Origin of the sequence: Chitinophaga sp. Hz27 (genome assembly GCF_042263525.1) — a bacterium.
GTDB lineage: Bacteria > Bacteroidota > Bacteroidia > Chitinophagales > Chitinophagaceae > Chitinophaga.
In genome coordinates this window covers 283,138-299,449 of record NZ_JBHKFJ010000006.1, presented here as the reverse complement: position 1 = coordinate 299,449, position 16,312 = coordinate 283,138, and the positions used below count along the sequence as shown (strand labels likewise).

The window sequence follows — 16,312 nt, the reverse complement described above, 5'->3', positions numbered from 1 at the left end:
CTCGATTAATTCACCATAAAAACATCCTCGTTATGAGAATTCAGCACATTGCAATGGCGCTATCCATGATAACATTGGTAGCCCTGAACTCCTGTTCCAAAAATGAGAGCCAGCTGCAACCTCTCAACGGCAAGGCCGCCGCTGTGGTTAGCCCGCTCCTGACAAGCGCCCTGCCTGCCGCAGGCAAAAACAAAGTAGCGTATTATGCTTTCGACGCCACACCGGTAGGACAAGGCTACATGTCGCTACTCAATTTCACTGACAGCGCCAACATCGTCGTTGTATTTGAAGGTACCCTCTGGGAACTGGCAGATACCGTAAACTACAACAGCGGATGGATGGTCAACAGTATTTACAAGTACAAAAAGCAGGTCCTGGCCGACATCCAGACACTGCGCGCACGTGGCGTAAAAGTATTGATGAACGTAGATGATGCTGCCTCCTGGAGCACCACTACTCCTTTCACTACGTATAACGGCACCGCTTATACGTACACGCAGTTCGCATCCTTTATTAACACCTGCGTGAACACCGTAGGCCTCGATGGCATCTCTCTTGATGTTGAACATGGCGCTACGGATAATACCAATTACCGGAACCTGATCAAAGAACTGGGCAAATACTTCGGACCTAAATCTTCTGCCAGCACCTCCAAAATCTATACCGGTGCAGTATACTCCGGTGGCGCTCCTGGCCCTGCTTTCAGGGACACTTCTCTCGCCAACAAAATGAATTTTGTGATGGACATGGCCTATTTCAGCAACAACACTACCCGCTTCAATTACTGGGCTGCCACGCTGGGCAATGCCAAAGTAATGGATGGTATGTCGCGCGATTATAATACACAGGCCACGGCTGTTAGCTTCGCACAATGGCATCCTTCTCCTGATAAAGCAGGTATCATGGTGTTTGCCGGCAACGTAAATAAAACGTATACAGATGCTATCCTGAGCGCGCTTTAATCGTTGCTTTACAATGTTACCAGCGCATAACCATTGACCCTTCATACATAGCGGGTGACATACAACAAGGACGTCCCAGTGGTGGGGCGTCCTTTTTTTGTTTTTCATCTCAAAAAAAGTAATAAATAATGTCCCTATTGACAATAGTCGATCGTCATGGTAATAAATCTCAATATCATGCCCAAGAAGCAAGTATTACACCTTATCACCAGCGCCCGTGGAAACGCCTCCTATAGTAAAGGGCTCAGTACCGCCATCATAGCCCGTTTGCAGTCCCGGCAAGAAATCGGGACCATCGTAGAAAGAGACCTTACCGAGGCATTCCCCCCCTTCCTTCACAGTGACTTGATCGGCGCTTTTTATAAAGATCCATTGTCTGTCGATGAAACAGAACGACACCTGCTCCAATACGCAGACAGCGTGGTAAAGGATGTCTCCAATGCTGATATCCTCGTAATTGGCACTCCTATGTATAACCTGGGCATGTCTGCCCTATTAAAATCCTGGATTGATCAGCTGGTACGCTTTGGCGTCACTTATGGTTACGACGAAAACTGGGTTAGGAAATGTAAAATGAATGGCAAAAAAATATACCTGGCTATTGCCTCCGGCGGCAGGATGGCAGACTGGCCAGCTGATAACGAATTTATAGCGTCCCATATTAAAGCCGTGTTCAACGCCTATGTAGGGCTCACTGAAGTGCAGACCTTCAGGATAGAAGGCACTGTAGCCCCAGGTTTCCAGGCTGATTATGAAAAGATATTAGCGGGTTTATAACTGTTTGCTTCCATGCAAAAGTGCGCTGTGCTTACATCAGGTAGGGACAGCGCATTGCTGTATTAAATAATTTTAATCTTCCCTATTAATGAGAACCAACCGCACCCGACGAAGTTAATTTACGCTTTCAAATAATGGCAGGTACAGTATTTACGGAGTTTCTATCAAAACCATTAAGCATATCTTTCAGAAGCCACTGCCATCCAATCTATATTCTTTTGTTCACCTTCTAATAATTATTTTATGAAACAAATCATGCTCATCATCGCCTTAAGCCTTCTTATCACCGCACCAGGAAACGGCCATTCACTCTCTACATCTAATAAGATCTCAAAAAGTGCTGCTGTCAAACGCGCCACAATAGTAACAATTACGGTTAGCCTGATTACACCAGGTGTTCCATCTGTTACGGCCTGGGTAGAAAATCTCAACACGGGCCAAAAAGTAAACAGCACATTGAATGTTGCTGTTCCACCCACTGCTACTGCTAAACTAAGTGTGAGTGTGGGTGATGTTGTGAAAGCTTATATTCAAGTCCTGGGCGCATCCATTGGCACTACGCATACCGTTACTGGCGTGGACATTGCTAACGGCGGTTTTCATATGACAATCTAAATACTTGCCGGACCGGCTTTTTCCAGCAGGAGGATGCCGGTTCTCTTGCCTACCGTTGTACCCACTCATTCACCAGCTTACGGTAGGTTTCTCCAATGGGCAGATACGTACCATCGGTTAGTTGTATCTGGTTACCTTCAATTACTTTTATTTTATTGAGTGGAATGATATAAGAGCGATGGATACGTACAAACTGTTGCTGGGGAAGCTTTTCCAGGATATCCTTCATATTTTCCAGGACCATAATTTTTTCTGTTTCCGTATGAATACGGATATAATCTTTTAATCCTTCGATATAGACAATATCAGCGGCTGCAATCTTATAATGTTTGCGGTCTGCTTTTACAAAGAGGAAATCATCTGTGCTGGCTGCATTCCGCTGGAAGGTTTCCTGCCAACGAAAATATTTCTCTACTGCCTGATAAAAGCGGTTAAAGGTCACTGGCTTCAGTAAGAAGTCTATCACATGAAACTGATAAGCATCCAGCGCATATTGTGGATAGGCAGACGTTATGATAAAATTATGCTGACGATTAAATAATTGCATCAGCTCAATTCCCGTCAGCTGGGGCATTTGTATATCCAGGAAAACAAGGTCTATGGCCTCGCTCTTCAATATCTCCATAGCTCTGAACACATCGCTGTCTGCATACAAAACATTCAGCTCCGGCACCTTGGAGGCATAGTCTGCAATCAGCTTCACCGCAAATGGCTCATCGTCTAATATGATACAGTTGATCTTTTTCCTCATTTCAGGTTAATAGTTAATTCGGCAATGAATGTATTGTTATTATTGCTTACCTGGAGCCCATACCCTTGCGGATAGTGAATTTGCAGGCGTTTCTTCAAATTATCCAGGCCTATCCCTCCCAGTTTGTCTTTCTTCTGTGTGCCTATCTCATTTTCAATCCGGAATATCAATTCCGTTTTGCTCGCCCGCAACTGTATGTTGATAGGATTTTTCGTAGAGGCGACACCGTGCTTCAGGGCATTTTCCACTAATGGTGATAATATATACGGAGGTATCTCAATATACTCATCACTTATCTCACTGGAAAAATTCACAAAGCTTGTCTCTGCGTGCCGCAGCTCTTCCAGTTCTATATATGCTTTGATATATTCAATTTCCTCTGCCAGCCGGATCTTCTCCTTTTGAGATTCATATGTCGTAAAACGCATGATCTGACTAAGTTTTTCAATGGCAGGCAATGATTTCTCCGACTGAAAATAAACCATGGAATAAATATTATTTAGGGTATTAAATACAAAATGCGGATTAATCTGGGCTTTCAGAAATTTGATTTCTGTGTTCTTATTTTCTTCCAGGATCACCCGGTTGTATTCCAGCAGTCGCACTACATAGATTCCCAGCCAGAGGAAAGAACTCAGGATAATTGGCATACTGCTGTATTGCAGGTTATCAAGCATATAGTTGAAAAACGCCGGGTTAGTATAGTTGATTCGGTTAAACAAGAAGCCTGTGATTACCTGTTCCGTCAGCCAGCGCAGACCTGTGAAGAACAGATAGGATGTCAGGATGCCCGCTCCCAGCCTACCCCAGCTAAAGCTCTGAAATACCCGTTTCATCACGATGAGGTAATGAAAATAGAAGGTCAATATAAATACCACCAGATAGGTAGCGTAAAAGAGGTCAGGCAGTATAAACTTGGCCTGTATAGGGTTTTTCACAAAGGTAAAATAGGCCGCCAGCAGCCAGAACAGGCAGTGGATCATGGCTTCTTTCTTCTTTGTTAAAGTACCCCGGTATATCATACGTTTATTTTTTTTACAAAGCTATTCATTTCCAAATAGATGGAAAACCGGGTTCGTAGAAAAACGGGCGGGGTTTGTCGATAAAAGTGGTAGAAGGCATTAATTCCCCTGAGTTTTGTGTCCTACTTAATTCGCAACTCATGAAACAAACGATCCTGTTACTGCTGGCATTGGCTACTTATTCTTATACATACGCGCAGCAAGCTGCTGGCGCTGATTCTACACTCCCTTCCAAAATCACTGAGCTGAAAGGCATTACTATTTCTTCCCGGAAAAAAATGATAGAACAAAAAGTGGACAGGATGGTATTTCATGTAGAAAATGCTATCATGCCCGCCGGCGGCAACGCCATGGATGCACTGAAAGCCACTCCAGGCATAAGGGTACAGCAGGATAACATCGCTGTAATCGGTAAGGGTGAGGTATTGGTGATGATAGATGACCGTTTGCAACGCATGTCCCAGGAAGATCTGGTCATCTTCCTGAAATCTATTCCAGCTGATAATATCAAAAGTATTGAAGTCATTACCACTCCACCAGCTAAATATGAGGCTGAAGGTAATAATGGCCTGATAAATATTAAATTAAAAAAGGCCAGGGCCAATTCATGGAATGCCAGCATCGGAGCTGCTTACATCCAGAAAACCTATAGTGGTAGCAGCTTACAGGGGGTATTCGATTATAATCATAATAAACTTGCCTTACAGGCGTCATTGAATAACGGTAGCCAGCAACTGCTTACCAACAGCACCGCGGAGATTTTTTATCCTAAAGAATTATGGCAGCAGGTCGTTAAAACAAAATCTACCAACCACGCTACCAGCGCCAGTTTGGGAATCGATTATAAAATAAATAAACAGTGGAGCAGCGGTTTCAAATATCTAGGCAGTTTTACTAATCGCCAGTCTGCCAATCAACCACTTACCACTCGTTTGACAGATACTAACGTCAACGGATATATTGCCACGGATGCTAATGCCAACAGTAAGCCTACTATGCATGCACTTAACTGGCATCAGGCCTTCACACCGGATTCCAGCGGAAAACTTTTCAGCGCAGATGTGGACTATTTCAGTTATAATAAACAGGATAACCGTTTCTATTCCGGTAACGAATTAGACCCTAACAAAGGAATTATTCCAGGCAGTTTCTTTGCGGCCAATAATGCCAATGTCAACAAGATGCAAAACTTTTCCATCAAAACAGATGCAGAGCTGCCTTACAAATGGGCCAATATCAGCTTTGGTGGCAAGTTTTCCTATACCAATACCAACAATGACCTGGTGGTATACGATCATCATAACAGCAGCCCGATTTTAGATAAAGATCAGTCCAATGTTTTTAATTATAAAGAATACAATCAAGCTGTTTATTTTTCTGCCAGCAAAAAAATAAACAGCCAATGGGAAACCCAGGCAGGGCTAAGAGCGGAAGCCACTCAAACCAGCGGCTACTCCCAAAACCTGGACCAAACCAATACCAACCATTATATTCAACTATTTCCTACTGCTTATATTACTTATCAACCAAATGATGCGCATACCTTTTCAGTGAATTATAGTCGCCGTATACGTCGTCCCGACTTCGACTACCTGAATCCTTTTGTGATGCGCAGCAGCCCTTATTTCTATTCCGCCGGTAATCCGTTCCTGCAACCTTCCTATATCAACAACCTCGAGTTTTCGTATATGTTGCAGCAACGCTGGACTGTCAACGTGTATCATTCCGCGGTCAGCAATTTCAGCCAGGAACTTTCGCTCATTGATAGCAGCAACAACGTAACAAGGCAAACGCCGCTAAACTATGCAAACACCAGCCAGACAGGCATTTCCAGCTATTATAATTTTAACAGATGGAGTTGGTGGAGCAGCTATACCGGTTTCAATGTAAATTATCAGCGTGTGAATTCAAAGATTAGCAGCATTGCTTCCATTGATGGATATAACGGGTATATCTATACGAATAATGATTTCACCTTAAACAAATCCAAAACCGTTTTCTTCAGTCTGAACTATGCATTGCAGCTGCCTGGCCGCTACCAGATCTTCCAGATTGGCACGCTCAACATACTGGATGTTTCTATGAAATTCCTGGTAGCTAAGAAAAAGCTGGCTATCACCGTCACCGGCGAAGACCTGCTCAACGCGCAAAAGCCGCTGATAGCCTACTATTCCAATGGCATAAAGAATACAGTGCGCAGCTATGGCGATACCAGAGGTTTCCGGGTAGCTTTAACCTATAAGCTGGGTAATAATATCCTCCAGTTTAAACAGAGAAATTTCGGTAACGAGGAAGAAAGAAGCAGAGCGAATTAATGATATGCTTTTGTCCGCTATCAGCTGGAGCACCTGTAATAACAGGCATTCCAGCTGATTGTCTTTATAAAAATAAAATTAAATTTAAGAGAAGAAGATGGATGTAAATAGGAGAACAAGACAGATTATCCTATATTTACCAATACCATATCTTAACCATCTCGCCCCAACGAAAGGGCATTGAAAAACCATGAACAGAAAAATCAAAGCTGACCTTTTCCGCTACGGCGGATTATCAGGCACCAAAGGATTCATCAAAGGCCTGCGCATTCCGGGTTTCAGGTACATGTACGTCATGCGGAAAGCTGCTGAAGGCAATAAATTCTCTCCGAAAAGATTATTCTTTAGTATGCTGAGAAAAAAGTATTCCTACAAATTCGGCATACAAATCCCCGCTGCCACACAGATCGGTGAAGGCTTTTATATAGGGCATTTCGGCACCATCGTTATCAATGAAAAAGCTACTATCGGCAAAAACTGCAACATCGCACACAACGTTACTATTGGCCAGGCCAACAGAGGTAAGCTGAAAGGCTTCCCAACCATTGGTGATAATGTATGGATAGGCACCGGCGCCGTGATTGTAGGAAATATAAATATAGGCTCCAATGTACTGATCGCTCCTAATGCATATGTCAATGTAGATGTTCCTGAATATTCGCTGGTCATGGGTAATCCTTGTAAGGTAGTGCCCAAAGACAACCCCTGCGAAGGATATATCAATAACATATTAAATTAAAACACACTGCTTGCCGTCAAAAAATGAGCCGTATAACAAAGTAAATTTGAGCTATACAACAAAGCAGATTTTTTGTTTCTACCTGAACTTTGTACCTGTAAAAACAAAAGAATATGAAAAGTATAGATAAAGGTTACATCAACGGCGAGTTTGTAACATTACATGGCACACAGGTTTTTGATTTGATCAGCCCTACCGATCATCAGCTGATCGGACAGGTGACACTAGGCGATGAAACAGATGTTGAGCGGGCAGTAACTGCCGCTAAGGCAGCATTTAAATCATTCCGTAAATCAACGATAGCAGAACGTATCCAGCTACTCCAGCAGCTCAAGGAAGCTGTCAGCAAAAATACAACGGAGCTGACAGAGGTAATGATACAGGAATATGGCGGCACGCGCCAGTTCTGTACCATGAGCACCATGATGTCGCTCTCTAATTTCGATAGCCTGATCGAAACGCTGCAACATTTCGAATTTGAGCGCAAAGCAGGCAATACACTCGTACAAATGACTCCTGTTGGCGTAGTGGGTATTATTACACCGTGGAACGCCAGCAATGGTTTTATTTGCAGTAAGCTGGCTACCGCCATCGCGGCAGGTTGCACAGTGGTGGTGAAACCCAGTGAAATGAGCGCACTGCAAACACAAGTACTCACTGCCATTATCCATGAAGCAGGACTACCAAAAGGTTTGTTTAACGTTGTAAACGGACTAGGCAATGTTGTTGGCACCGCCATTACCACACATCCTGATATCGCTAAGATCTCCTTTACTGGTTCTACTATTACTGGTAAACAAATCGCTAAAACAGCGGTAGATACTATCAAACGTGTAACACTGGAACTGGGTGGTAAATCTCCTAACATCATCCTGGAGGATGCCGACTTCGAAAAGGCCATTCCACAGGCTGTCTTTGGCGCTTATATGAACAGCGGCCAGGCTTGCGTAGCCCCTACCCGACTGCTCGTACCAAAAGCAAAACTGGATATTGTGAACCAATTAGCCAAGGCCGCTGCTGAAAACGTAGTAGTGGGTAATCCCACCAATGATGCTACCAACGTAGGTCCTATGGTTTCTGAAAAGCAGTACGAACGTGTACAGAACTATATTAAAATCGGCATGGAAGAAGGCGCTACACTACTAACCGGAGGCCCTGGCAAACCAGCAGGACTCGAAAATGGCAACTTCGTAAAAGCTACCATTTTCACCAATGTTTCCAATGATATGCGTATTGCCAGAGAAGAAATTTTTGGACCGGTACTCTCTATCATTCCTTATGAAAACGAAGATGACGCCATCGCCATCGCCAACAACACCACTTACGGTCTGGCAGCCTACGTTACCTCTGCGGATGAAAGTCGAGCTGTAAAAGTGGCCGCACAAATTGAAGCAGGAAGGGTTTGCGTGAACGGTTTCAAACATGATCCACAGGCGCCTTTCGGCGGTTTCAAACAATCCGGTCTGGGTAGGGAATTCGGCGCCTTCGGCCTCGAAGAATACCTGGAACCTAAATCTATACTGGTTTAGAAATCCCGTAGAGAGGCGCGTTCGGCGCTTTTCTCGCAAAGCAACATAAGAAGCAAAGCAGCAAAGACCTGTGTTATGCTGTTTGTACTTTATTAGTTCAGCTATACTTTATTATAACATCTTTACCAATTAAAGGGTCTATTTTTGGTAAACCATAGAATGCAGACCTTTGCTGCTTTGCTTCTTACGATGCTTTGCGTGCCCGCAGGAGGCGGAACAAAAAGCGCCGCAGGCACTAATCTGAAATAAAAAACATATGGCTGACAACAATCAATATATCAACTACTCCTGTCATTTCAACGCATTCCGCGAAGGTGAACAATTTGTACAGCACCAGAGCCTGTCCATGGTCATATCAGGAGAAATGGAACTGAACGATGGTACAGAACGTAAGATATTACATAAGGGAGATGTATATCTGGCAAGAAAAAATCATCTGCTTAAATTCATAAAAAAACCGCTTGAACAGGAAGAGTACAAGTCGTTGTCTATCTGGTTTAGCGATGAGTTGCTCCAACAAGCCCGTGACCAGGAAGATTACGTACTGGAAGAAAAGCTGCAAACACCTGCATACATTGACTTATCAGGAGCGCAGCACCTGCGTTTTTTTATGGAGTCATTACTTCAGTACAAAGATCTGCTGGAAAACAAAGCGCCAGAACTGTTGCAGATAAAACAGAAAGAAGCGTTGATGTTATTATTTGCTTATGATAAAAATCTGAAAAGAGTATTATTTGATTTTACAGACCCACATAAAATCAATCTGGAAGAGTTTATGCAGCAGAATTATCATTTCAATGTAAAGCTGGAACGCTTCGCGTATCTTACTGGGCGTAGCCTGGCTACTTTCAAGCGCGACTTCCAAAAGATCTTCAATACCTCGCCGCGTAGCTGGTTACAGCATCGCCGCTTGCAGGAGGCCTATTTTCTCATCACCAAAAAACAGCAACGCCCGAATGATTTTTATCTGGATCTTGGGTTTGAAGATTTATCACATTTCTCTTATGCCTTCAAAAAACAATATGGGCATAGTCCTACGGAATTGCTTAAAAGCTAGGCTGGCAAGCAGCGGCACTGCTATGCTGCATTAGGTTCCTGACCAGCCATACGATCGCTGAGCCTGGCGGCGTGCTCCATACCCCATTTGTCAATGGAATTGAGAATAGGCAAGAAACTTTCGCCGAATGGGGTTAGTCTATATTCGCTTTTCTTCGGGTAAACATCTGCCGTAAACTTATCTACAAGACCATATTGCAACATTTCTGCGAGTTGCATTTCTATTACTCTTGCAGAGGCATCAGGAATAAAGCGGGCTATTTCACTTGGGCGGGAAATGCCCTTGGCTACTGCATCCAGGACACATAGTTTCCACTTACCTCCTAACGCTTTCATCGCCATAAAGATGCCACATTCCTGGTCAATTTCAATTTTTCGTGTATACATACAGTTTAGGTTAGCATTAAAGGTACGATATCCTATTTAATGCCATTTCAAATCATACCGAATCTTTTTTCGGTTATTGTCTGGTTAACGGTATAGCAGGACATTTGTGCAGACAAAAACCGATTGGCTATGCAAAAAGAAATGACTCTTAAGAAACCGTTCAAATTCAGCTTTACCGATATTATCCCATTACTTATATGGATTAGCGTATTTTTCATGGCCTGGCTGTTTATGCATCCTGCAGATCCATACCTTGCTATGACGCGGGAAGCGCTGGGCCGGTATTTCCCGGTGCGCTACTTCCTTATTGCGCATATTACCAGTGGTGGCGGAGCATTGCTCAGCGGCATTGTACAGTTCTGGCCTAAACTAAGGAACTATAGTCCTCTGCTGCACAGAGGCGTAGGTTATATTTATTTGCTGGCAGTATTAGTAAGTAGCATCTGTGCGCTGGTATTGGCTTCTACAGCGGCTTACGCCCTAAGTTGGGCCTATGCGTTCACGTTGCAGGTATGGGCCGCGGTGTGGATCAGCGCTACATTTATCGCCTTCTGGACGGCTATCAGGAAACAGTTTAAACTACACAAAGAGTGGATGATCAGAAGTTATATCGTCACTATTGCCTTCCTGATATCAGGATTTGCAAACAGGTTGCCTGTCATGCAGCAGCTGGGTACCTTTGCAGAAGTAAGTGTTCCTTTGTTTTGGATGGGATGGGCGATACCGTTATATACCTATGAAATTATCCGCAGTAGCGGTTTTAAGAAGAAGACCAGCGCGAGATAAAACGATTGCTGTTCTGTTTTTTTTCAAGATATAGACAAAATATAGGCCACCAGCAGGAAAGGATACTCATCAAGGCAGGCCACTGTGGCTCAATAAGGAAGAGATGCATCACTGCATCTCTTCCTTATAATTATTAGAAAATATAATTCGTACTAAGGAAATCGCTGCTATGCTCTTTCAAAATATCTTCCAGCAATTGTTTATTGGTATCATTCATTTTAGTAGCTACCAATGAACGGATGGAGAAAGAACGAAGTGCATCGTGTACTGATAAAGTCCCTTCTGCACTGTCTTTGCGGCCTGTGAACGGAAATACATCCGGTCCACGCTGACATTGACAATTGATATTTACCCTACTCACCTGGTTAACCAGCGGATCGATGAGGGCCGCTACTTCTTCCGGATCATTACTGAAGATGCTCACCTGTTGTCCATGTGGTGATTCTATCAGGTACGCGATCGTTTCTTCCACATCGTCGTAAGGTACAATAGGGATCACCGGGCCAAACTGTTCTTCTCTGTAAAGTTTCATTTTGTCATTTACAGGATATACAACTGCCGGGAATACAAATGATTCGGCGGTAGCACCACCATTTTCATTTACGATCCTTGCACCATATTTAATGGCGTCGTCCAGCACTTCGCGGATATATGCCGGTTTGCCAGGTTCCGCCACTGGCGTCAGTTGTACACCTTTTTCCCAAGGCATACCATATTTCATTTTGCCAATAGCCTCGCTGAGTCGGGCGTTAAATTCATCGGCAACAGCGCGGTGCACGAAAAGGATTTTGATGGCCGTACAACGTTGACCATTATACGATAATGCACCGAGGATACACTCGTTCACCGCTACTTGTATATCTGCATTTTCAGTGATGATAGCGGCGTTTTTAGCATCCAGACTCAATACTGCGCGCAGGCGGTTTAATTTAGGATGATGTTTACGCAGGTCGTTGGCTACTTTGCTGCTACCAATAAAGGCCAGCACGTTGATTTTGCCGGTGGCCATGATACCAGGTATCACTGCGGCGCCACGGCCATAGATCGTATTTACAACTCCTTTAGGGAATGATTCCATAAAGGCGCGCAGCAAAGGATAATGCAATAAGGTGCCGTGTTTCGGTGGTTTGAAAAGGATGGTATTACCCATCAGCAATGCTGGTATCAAGGTAGTGAAGGTTTCATTCAACGGATAGTTGAATGGGCCCATACAAAGCACCACTCCCAGCGGAGAGCGACGGATCTGTGCAATAGTGCCTTCTCTGATCTCAAAGCGGGAAGAACTACGGTCTATCTCTTTCAGCGCATCTATGGTGGCATTTATGTATTCGATGGTACGGTCAAATTCCTTGATAGAGTCTGCATAGGATTTTCCAATCTCCCACATGATTAATTTAACAATCAGCGTACGTTGCTCGGTCATCTTTCGTGCAAAAACCGATAAACAGTCGATACGATCGTCCAGACGCATGGTAGGCCATTCGCCACGGCCGTTGTCATATGCCGCCAGGGCTGCATCCAGCGCTTCAAAGGCTTCCTTTTCGGTACCCAGCGGGTAAGTGCCTATCAGCTTGCGCTGCAAGCCCGCAGCGCCAGGGATGTTAATCGGAGAATATACTTCACTCACCGGGCCATCCCATTGCCTCATTTCACCATTTACCAGGTACTCACGCTGATGGATCTCTGAAATCCGGAACTCCTCCGGTATCTCCTGCTCCTCAACAAAAAGTTGCTTTAGGTCATCTTGAAAACTCATGTGATTAAATTTATTGTACAAAGTACACAAAATGTTTTATTAACAAAATAGAATATATCGATAGGCCAATAGAGAAGATATTTGACTAGCAGATCACTACCACAGAAAATTCCCGTTTATCAAAATTATTGTCCGCTTTTATTTCAGGGTTTTTATCATAATGATCCTACATTTGCGCCATCAATTACGTTTACACCCATCAGCATTATCTTTACAAGTAGTAAGGAGTCATCATTAAACTGGTAGCAATACTTAGCTAGTCATGCGGAAACTATTAATAACAGCGCTTTTTATGATAGTCTGGCTTTGCCAGCTGTCAGGCCGTTATTTTGTGCTGCTCGACTACTACCTCAACCAGGATTATATTGCCAGCAATCTTTGCGAAAACAGGAACAAGCCGCAAATGCATTGTAATGGTAAATGTCATCTTGCAAAAAAAATGCATGAAGAGGAACGTAAAGACCAGGAAAATCCTGAACGCAGACTGGAAAATAAGCTGGAATACTGTATGGTATTGCCTTCCGACTTCCACCTGCAACCTGCCATTAACATCCATCCAGATATACCATATCATCCGCAATCAATAGGCTTCCCCATAGATCAGCCTTCCGCTGTATTCCGCCCTCCTATTGCTTAAGCAGCTTCCTATATTATTTCATCTTTTGCAGATAATCTACTGCAAACATTTACCTGTGCTGTATTTCAGCGCATACTAAACGCATACAATCTATTTACAAACTATTGAAATCTGCATGCAACTGCAGATAAGGGCTTGCTATTGCCTTTACTATTCAACATTACCTCTCATGAAACATATCAATAAATTTGCCTCGATTGCCTTATTCGCCCTCTTCGCTTTAAGCGCCTGCAGTAAAGATGATGCACCTGCGCCATCCAGCAGCAGCACAAAAGCTACGCTTTCCATCCAGTTTGATAATATTGTGGGAGATAAAAATCTACAGTTAAACACCGGCATTTATACCAACGCTGCAGGAGAACAGTTTAAAATCGATTTTCTAAAATACTATATCACCAATATTAAGGTTACCAATAAGAGCGGTGTTGAATTCGTGGTGCCTAAAGACAGCAGCTACTTCCTGGTGTCAGAGGCAGATGGCGCTTCTCAATTTGTAAAAGTACGCGTGCCCGAGGGTGAGTATACCAGCCTTAGCTTCGTGTTAGGCGTGGATAGCCTTAGCAGTGTAATGGATGTTTCCAAAAGGACCGGCGTACTGGACCCTTCTGGTGGCATGGATCAGGGTATGTATTGGGAATGGAATATGGGATATATTTTCTTTAAGATGGAGGGCACTTCAGCGGCCGCTCCGGCAGATCCCAGCGGACAACGCAAATTCCGTTATCATATCGGTGGCTTCGGTGGTTACAGCGCACCTACCATTAATAACATCAAAACAATCCGTGTAGACCTCACGCAAGCAGGTGCCGCAAAAGTGCGCCAGGGCCGGGAAGCCAACGTACATCTTATGGTAGACATCCTGAAAGTATTCAATGGCGCTACCAATGTTAGTATAGCTACCAACCCTACGGTGATGTTCTCCAACTTCAGCACGCTTGTAGCAAACAACTATTCCAATATGTTCCACCACGATCATACAGAAAACTAAACCTTTTGCTGATGAACAGAACTTATTGGTACATGAGCTTATTGGTTTTACTGATATGGTCATGTAGTCGCGATAAAGCTGCCACGCCCTCCTTTCAGGGTTTCGTACAGCCGTCAGGGTTTCCTGCACCAGTTTATCCTCTGGCGGCTAATCCGGTGACCCTGGCGGGGTTTGAGTTAGGTCGCAAATTATTTTATGAGCCGAGACTCTCCCGCAACAATACTATTTCCTGTGGCTCCTGTCACCTGCAAACATCTGCCTTCACACATCATGGACATGATATCAGCCATGGCATTGAAGATCGGCTGGGTAGCCGCAATGCGCCGCCCATCATGAACCTGGCATGGAATACCACCTTTATGTGGGATGGTGGCATCTTTGACCTGGACCTTCAGCCAGTGGCACCTATCAGCAATTTTGTGGAGATGGACGAAACAGTGAGCAATGTGCTTGAAAAGCTGAGAAACACCGCTCCTTACCCGGAGCTCTTCAGGAAAGCCTTTGGCAGCAAGGATATCACCACGGCAACCATGATGAAAGCCATGTCACAGTTCATGATCATGGTTATCAGTGACCAGTCTAAATACGATAGCGTGAAACGAGGCCAGGCCAGCTTCACTCCCGATGAAAACAGCGGCTATGTTGTATTTCAGCAACACTGCAATGCATGTCATCGCGAGCCACTGTTTACGGATCAGTCGTTTCGCAACAACGGCATCGGCCCCGGTCCTAACAACGACTCCGGCCGCTTTGCCATTACGCTGCAACCCGCGGATATGTACGCGTTTAAAGTACCGAGCCTGCGCAACCTTGCCTACACGGCTCCGTATATGCATGATGGCAGGTTCTACTCTTTGCAGGGTGTACTCACGCATTACACTTCAGAAGTAACGGACATGCCTACACTAGACCCGCTATTAAAAACCAGCGGCAAGCCAGGTATAGCGCTATCGGCCACAGAACAACAGCAGCTGCTGGCATTCCTGAATACTTTAAACGATAAAAAATTCATTACAGATAAACGTTTCTCCCAGGAAACGCCCTAATCTGTTCAAATAATAGTTGCATGAAAAAAATAATTGTACTATTGACTATTATACTCAGCATCTCCTACGAGTTGCGCGCCTGTGATATCTGCGGCTGCGGCGTAGGAAGCTATTACATAGGCCTGTTACCCGATTTCAAAAAACGTTTTATAGGGTTAAGGTATCAGTATAAAACCCTTACTTCTCATCTGGGGCCTGGCGGCACCACCTCTTACCTTACCACAGCAGAAACCTATCAAACAGCAGAGCTTTGGGGTGGTTGGAATATTGGCAAAAAATTCCGCATCATAGGGTTTGTTCCAGTTAATTTCAACAGCCGCGAAAACCAAGGTGAAACCCTTCACCGATCAGGCCTTGGCGATATTGCAGCCGTTGGCTACTACCAGCTGTTCGACAAACAACAGACCCTCGGAAATAAACTACTGGTACAGTCGCTATGGTTGGGCGCAGGTTTTAAACTGCCCACCGGAAAATACGAACCGGCGGAACATAAAGAAAATGAAGATATGCCCAATAACTTCCAGTTGGGTACCGCCAGCACGGATTTTACACTCAATGCAATGTACGATGTGCGACTGATGGACTTCGGCGTTAATGCTAACGTGAGTTATAAAATCAATACTAACAATAAATATGATTATCAATATGGCAATAAATTCACGGCAAACCTCCTGGCATACTACAAAATCAAACTAACGAAGCTTGTCACCATTGCGCCCAATGCCGGTATATTATATGAAACAGCCGCAAAGGACAAGGAAAACAAAAAATATAGCGTAGATAACTCCGGCGGCTATACGCTGATGGGCACCACTGGCCTGGAAGCCACCATGGGCAATATTTCCATGGGTGCTAACTTCCAGCCGGTCATCTTCCAACAGCTGGCAGACAAAAGGATAAAAGCCGGTAACAGAGCCATGGTGCATATTAGTTATCTCTTTTGATC

The 16,312-nt window shown here is 44.2% G+C and carries 16 protein-coding genes; 12 read left to right on the top strand and 4 right to left on the bottom strand.

Annotation, left to right across the window (positions count from 1 at the left end):
* The first annotated feature begins 32 nt into the window (after nucleotides 1-32).
* The 3 genes from ACE38W_RS16180 to ACE38W_RS16170 all read left to right on the top strand — a co-directional run bounded on the left by ACE38W_RS16180 (nucleotide 33) and on the right by ACE38W_RS16170 (nucleotide 2,354).
* Nucleotides 33-962, top strand: coding sequence for a glycosyl hydrolase family 18 protein (locus tag ACE38W_RS16180; RefSeq protein WP_375832289.1), 930 nt, complete (start codon nucleotides 33-35; stop codon nucleotides 960-962).
* 177 nt (nucleotides 963-1,139) lie between these two features.
* Nucleotides 1,140-1,739 carry an FMN-dependent NADH-azoreductase gene (locus ACE38W_RS16175; protein ID WP_375832288.1) on the top strand — a complete coding sequence of 200 codons (600 nt, stop codon included), beginning with the start codon at nucleotides 1,140-1,142 and terminating at the stop codon, nucleotides 1,737-1,739.
* A 243-nt stretch (nucleotides 1,740-1,982) separates the two neighbouring features.
* Nucleotides 1,983-2,354, top strand: a complete 372-nt coding sequence (locus ACE38W_RS16170; RefSeq protein ID WP_375832287.1) for a hypothetical protein — start codon at nucleotides 1,983-1,985, stop codon at nucleotides 2,352-2,354.
* A gap of 49 nt (nucleotides 2,355-2,403) precedes the next feature.
* Here the strand turns inward: ACE38W_RS16170 and ACE38W_RS16165 are convergent, their stop codons facing one another.
* Together ACE38W_RS16165 and ACE38W_RS16160 are read right to left on the bottom strand one after the other, a co-directional pair.
* Entirely contained in the window at nucleotides 2,404-3,105 is a 702-nt protein-coding gene (locus ACE38W_RS16165) for a LytR/AlgR family response regulator transcription factor (RefSeq protein WP_375832286.1), read from the bottom strand.
* A complete protein-coding gene (locus tag ACE38W_RS16160) occupies nucleotides 3,102-4,127 on the bottom strand; it encodes a sensor histidine kinase (RefSeq protein ID WP_375832285.1) in 1,026 nt (341 codons plus the stop codon). The genes ACE38W_RS16165 and ACE38W_RS16160 overlap by 4 nt, the downstream gene beginning before the upstream one ends.
* 140 nt (nucleotides 4,128-4,267) lie before the next feature.
* Between ACE38W_RS16160 and ACE38W_RS16155 the strand changes: the two genes are divergently transcribed.
* From ACE38W_RS16155 to ACE38W_RS16140, 4 genes are all read left to right on the top strand, one after another.
* Nucleotides 4,268-6,442 (top strand): TonB-dependent receptor domain-containing protein, encoded by a 2,175-nt coding sequence (locus tag ACE38W_RS16155; RefSeq protein WP_375832284.1) that lies wholly within the window; start codon nucleotides 4,268-4,270, stop codon nucleotides 6,440-6,442.
* A 190-nt stretch (nucleotides 6,443-6,632) separates the two neighbouring features.
* Nucleotides 6,633-7,181, top strand: a complete 549-nt coding sequence (locus tag ACE38W_RS16150; RefSeq protein ID WP_375832283.1) for a serine O-acetyltransferase — start codon at nucleotides 6,633-6,635, stop codon at nucleotides 7,179-7,181.
* Nucleotides 7,182-7,294: 113 nt separating this feature from the next.
* Complete coding sequence (locus ACE38W_RS16145; protein ID WP_375832282.1) at nucleotides 7,295-8,710, top strand: aldehyde dehydrogenase family protein; 1,416 nt, start codon at nucleotides 7,295-7,297, stop codon at nucleotides 8,708-8,710.
* 256 nt (nucleotides 8,711-8,966) lie between these two features.
* Nucleotides 8,967-9,767 (top strand): helix-turn-helix transcriptional regulator, encoded by an 801-nt coding sequence (locus ACE38W_RS16140; RefSeq protein WP_375832281.1) that lies wholly within the window; start codon nucleotides 8,967-8,969, stop codon nucleotides 9,765-9,767.
* A 20-nt stretch (nucleotides 9,768-9,787) separates the two neighbouring features.
* Here the strand turns inward: ACE38W_RS16140 and ACE38W_RS16135 are convergent, their stop codons facing one another.
* Complete coding sequence (locus ACE38W_RS16135; protein ID WP_375832280.1) at nucleotides 9,788-10,153, bottom strand: winged helix-turn-helix transcriptional regulator; 366 nt, start codon at nucleotides 10,151-10,153, stop codon at nucleotides 9,788-9,790.
* A gap of 129 nt (nucleotides 10,154-10,282) precedes the next feature.
* On the opposite strand from ACE38W_RS16135, the gene ACE38W_RS16130 reads away from it, so the two are divergent.
* Complete coding sequence (locus ACE38W_RS16130; protein WP_375832279.1) at nucleotides 10,283-10,939, top strand: DUF2306 domain-containing protein; 657 nt, start codon at nucleotides 10,283-10,285, stop codon at nucleotides 10,937-10,939.
* A gap of 133 nt (nucleotides 10,940-11,072) precedes the next feature.
* Here the strand turns inward: ACE38W_RS16130 and ACE38W_RS16125 are convergent, their stop codons facing one another.
* Nucleotides 11,073-12,695: an NADP-dependent glyceraldehyde-3-phosphate dehydrogenase gene (locus tag ACE38W_RS16125; RefSeq protein WP_375832278.1), complete on the bottom strand. Its 1,623-nt coding sequence runs from the start codon at nucleotides 12,693-12,695 to the stop codon at nucleotides 11,073-11,075.
* A gap of 292 nt (nucleotides 12,696-12,987) precedes the next feature.
* On the opposite strand from ACE38W_RS16125, the gene ACE38W_RS16120 reads away from it, so the two are divergent.
* The 4 genes from ACE38W_RS16120 (at nucleotide 12,988) to ACE38W_RS16105 (ending at nucleotide 16,310) form a co-directional block, all read left to right on the top strand.
* Nucleotides 12,988-13,332 (top strand): hypothetical protein, encoded by a 345-nt coding sequence (locus ACE38W_RS16120; RefSeq protein ID WP_375832277.1) that lies wholly within the window; start codon nucleotides 12,988-12,990, stop codon nucleotides 13,330-13,332.
* Between the two features lie 169 nt (nucleotides 13,333-13,501).
* Complete coding sequence (locus ACE38W_RS16115) at nucleotides 13,502-14,320, top strand: MbnP family protein (protein ID WP_375832276.1); 819 nt, start codon at nucleotides 13,502-13,504, stop codon at nucleotides 14,318-14,320.
* A gap of 11 nt (nucleotides 14,321-14,331) precedes the next feature.
* Nucleotides 14,332-15,366 (top strand): cytochrome-c peroxidase, encoded by a 1,035-nt coding sequence (locus ACE38W_RS16110; RefSeq protein WP_375832275.1) that lies wholly within the window; start codon nucleotides 14,332-14,334, stop codon nucleotides 15,364-15,366.
* Nucleotides 15,367-15,386: 20 nt separating this feature from the next.
* Nucleotides 15,387-16,310: a transporter gene (locus tag ACE38W_RS16105; protein ID WP_375832274.1), complete on the top strand. Its 924-nt coding sequence runs from the start codon at nucleotides 15,387-15,389 to the stop codon at nucleotides 16,308-16,310.
* Nucleotides 16,311-16,312 lie beyond the last annotated feature (2 nt).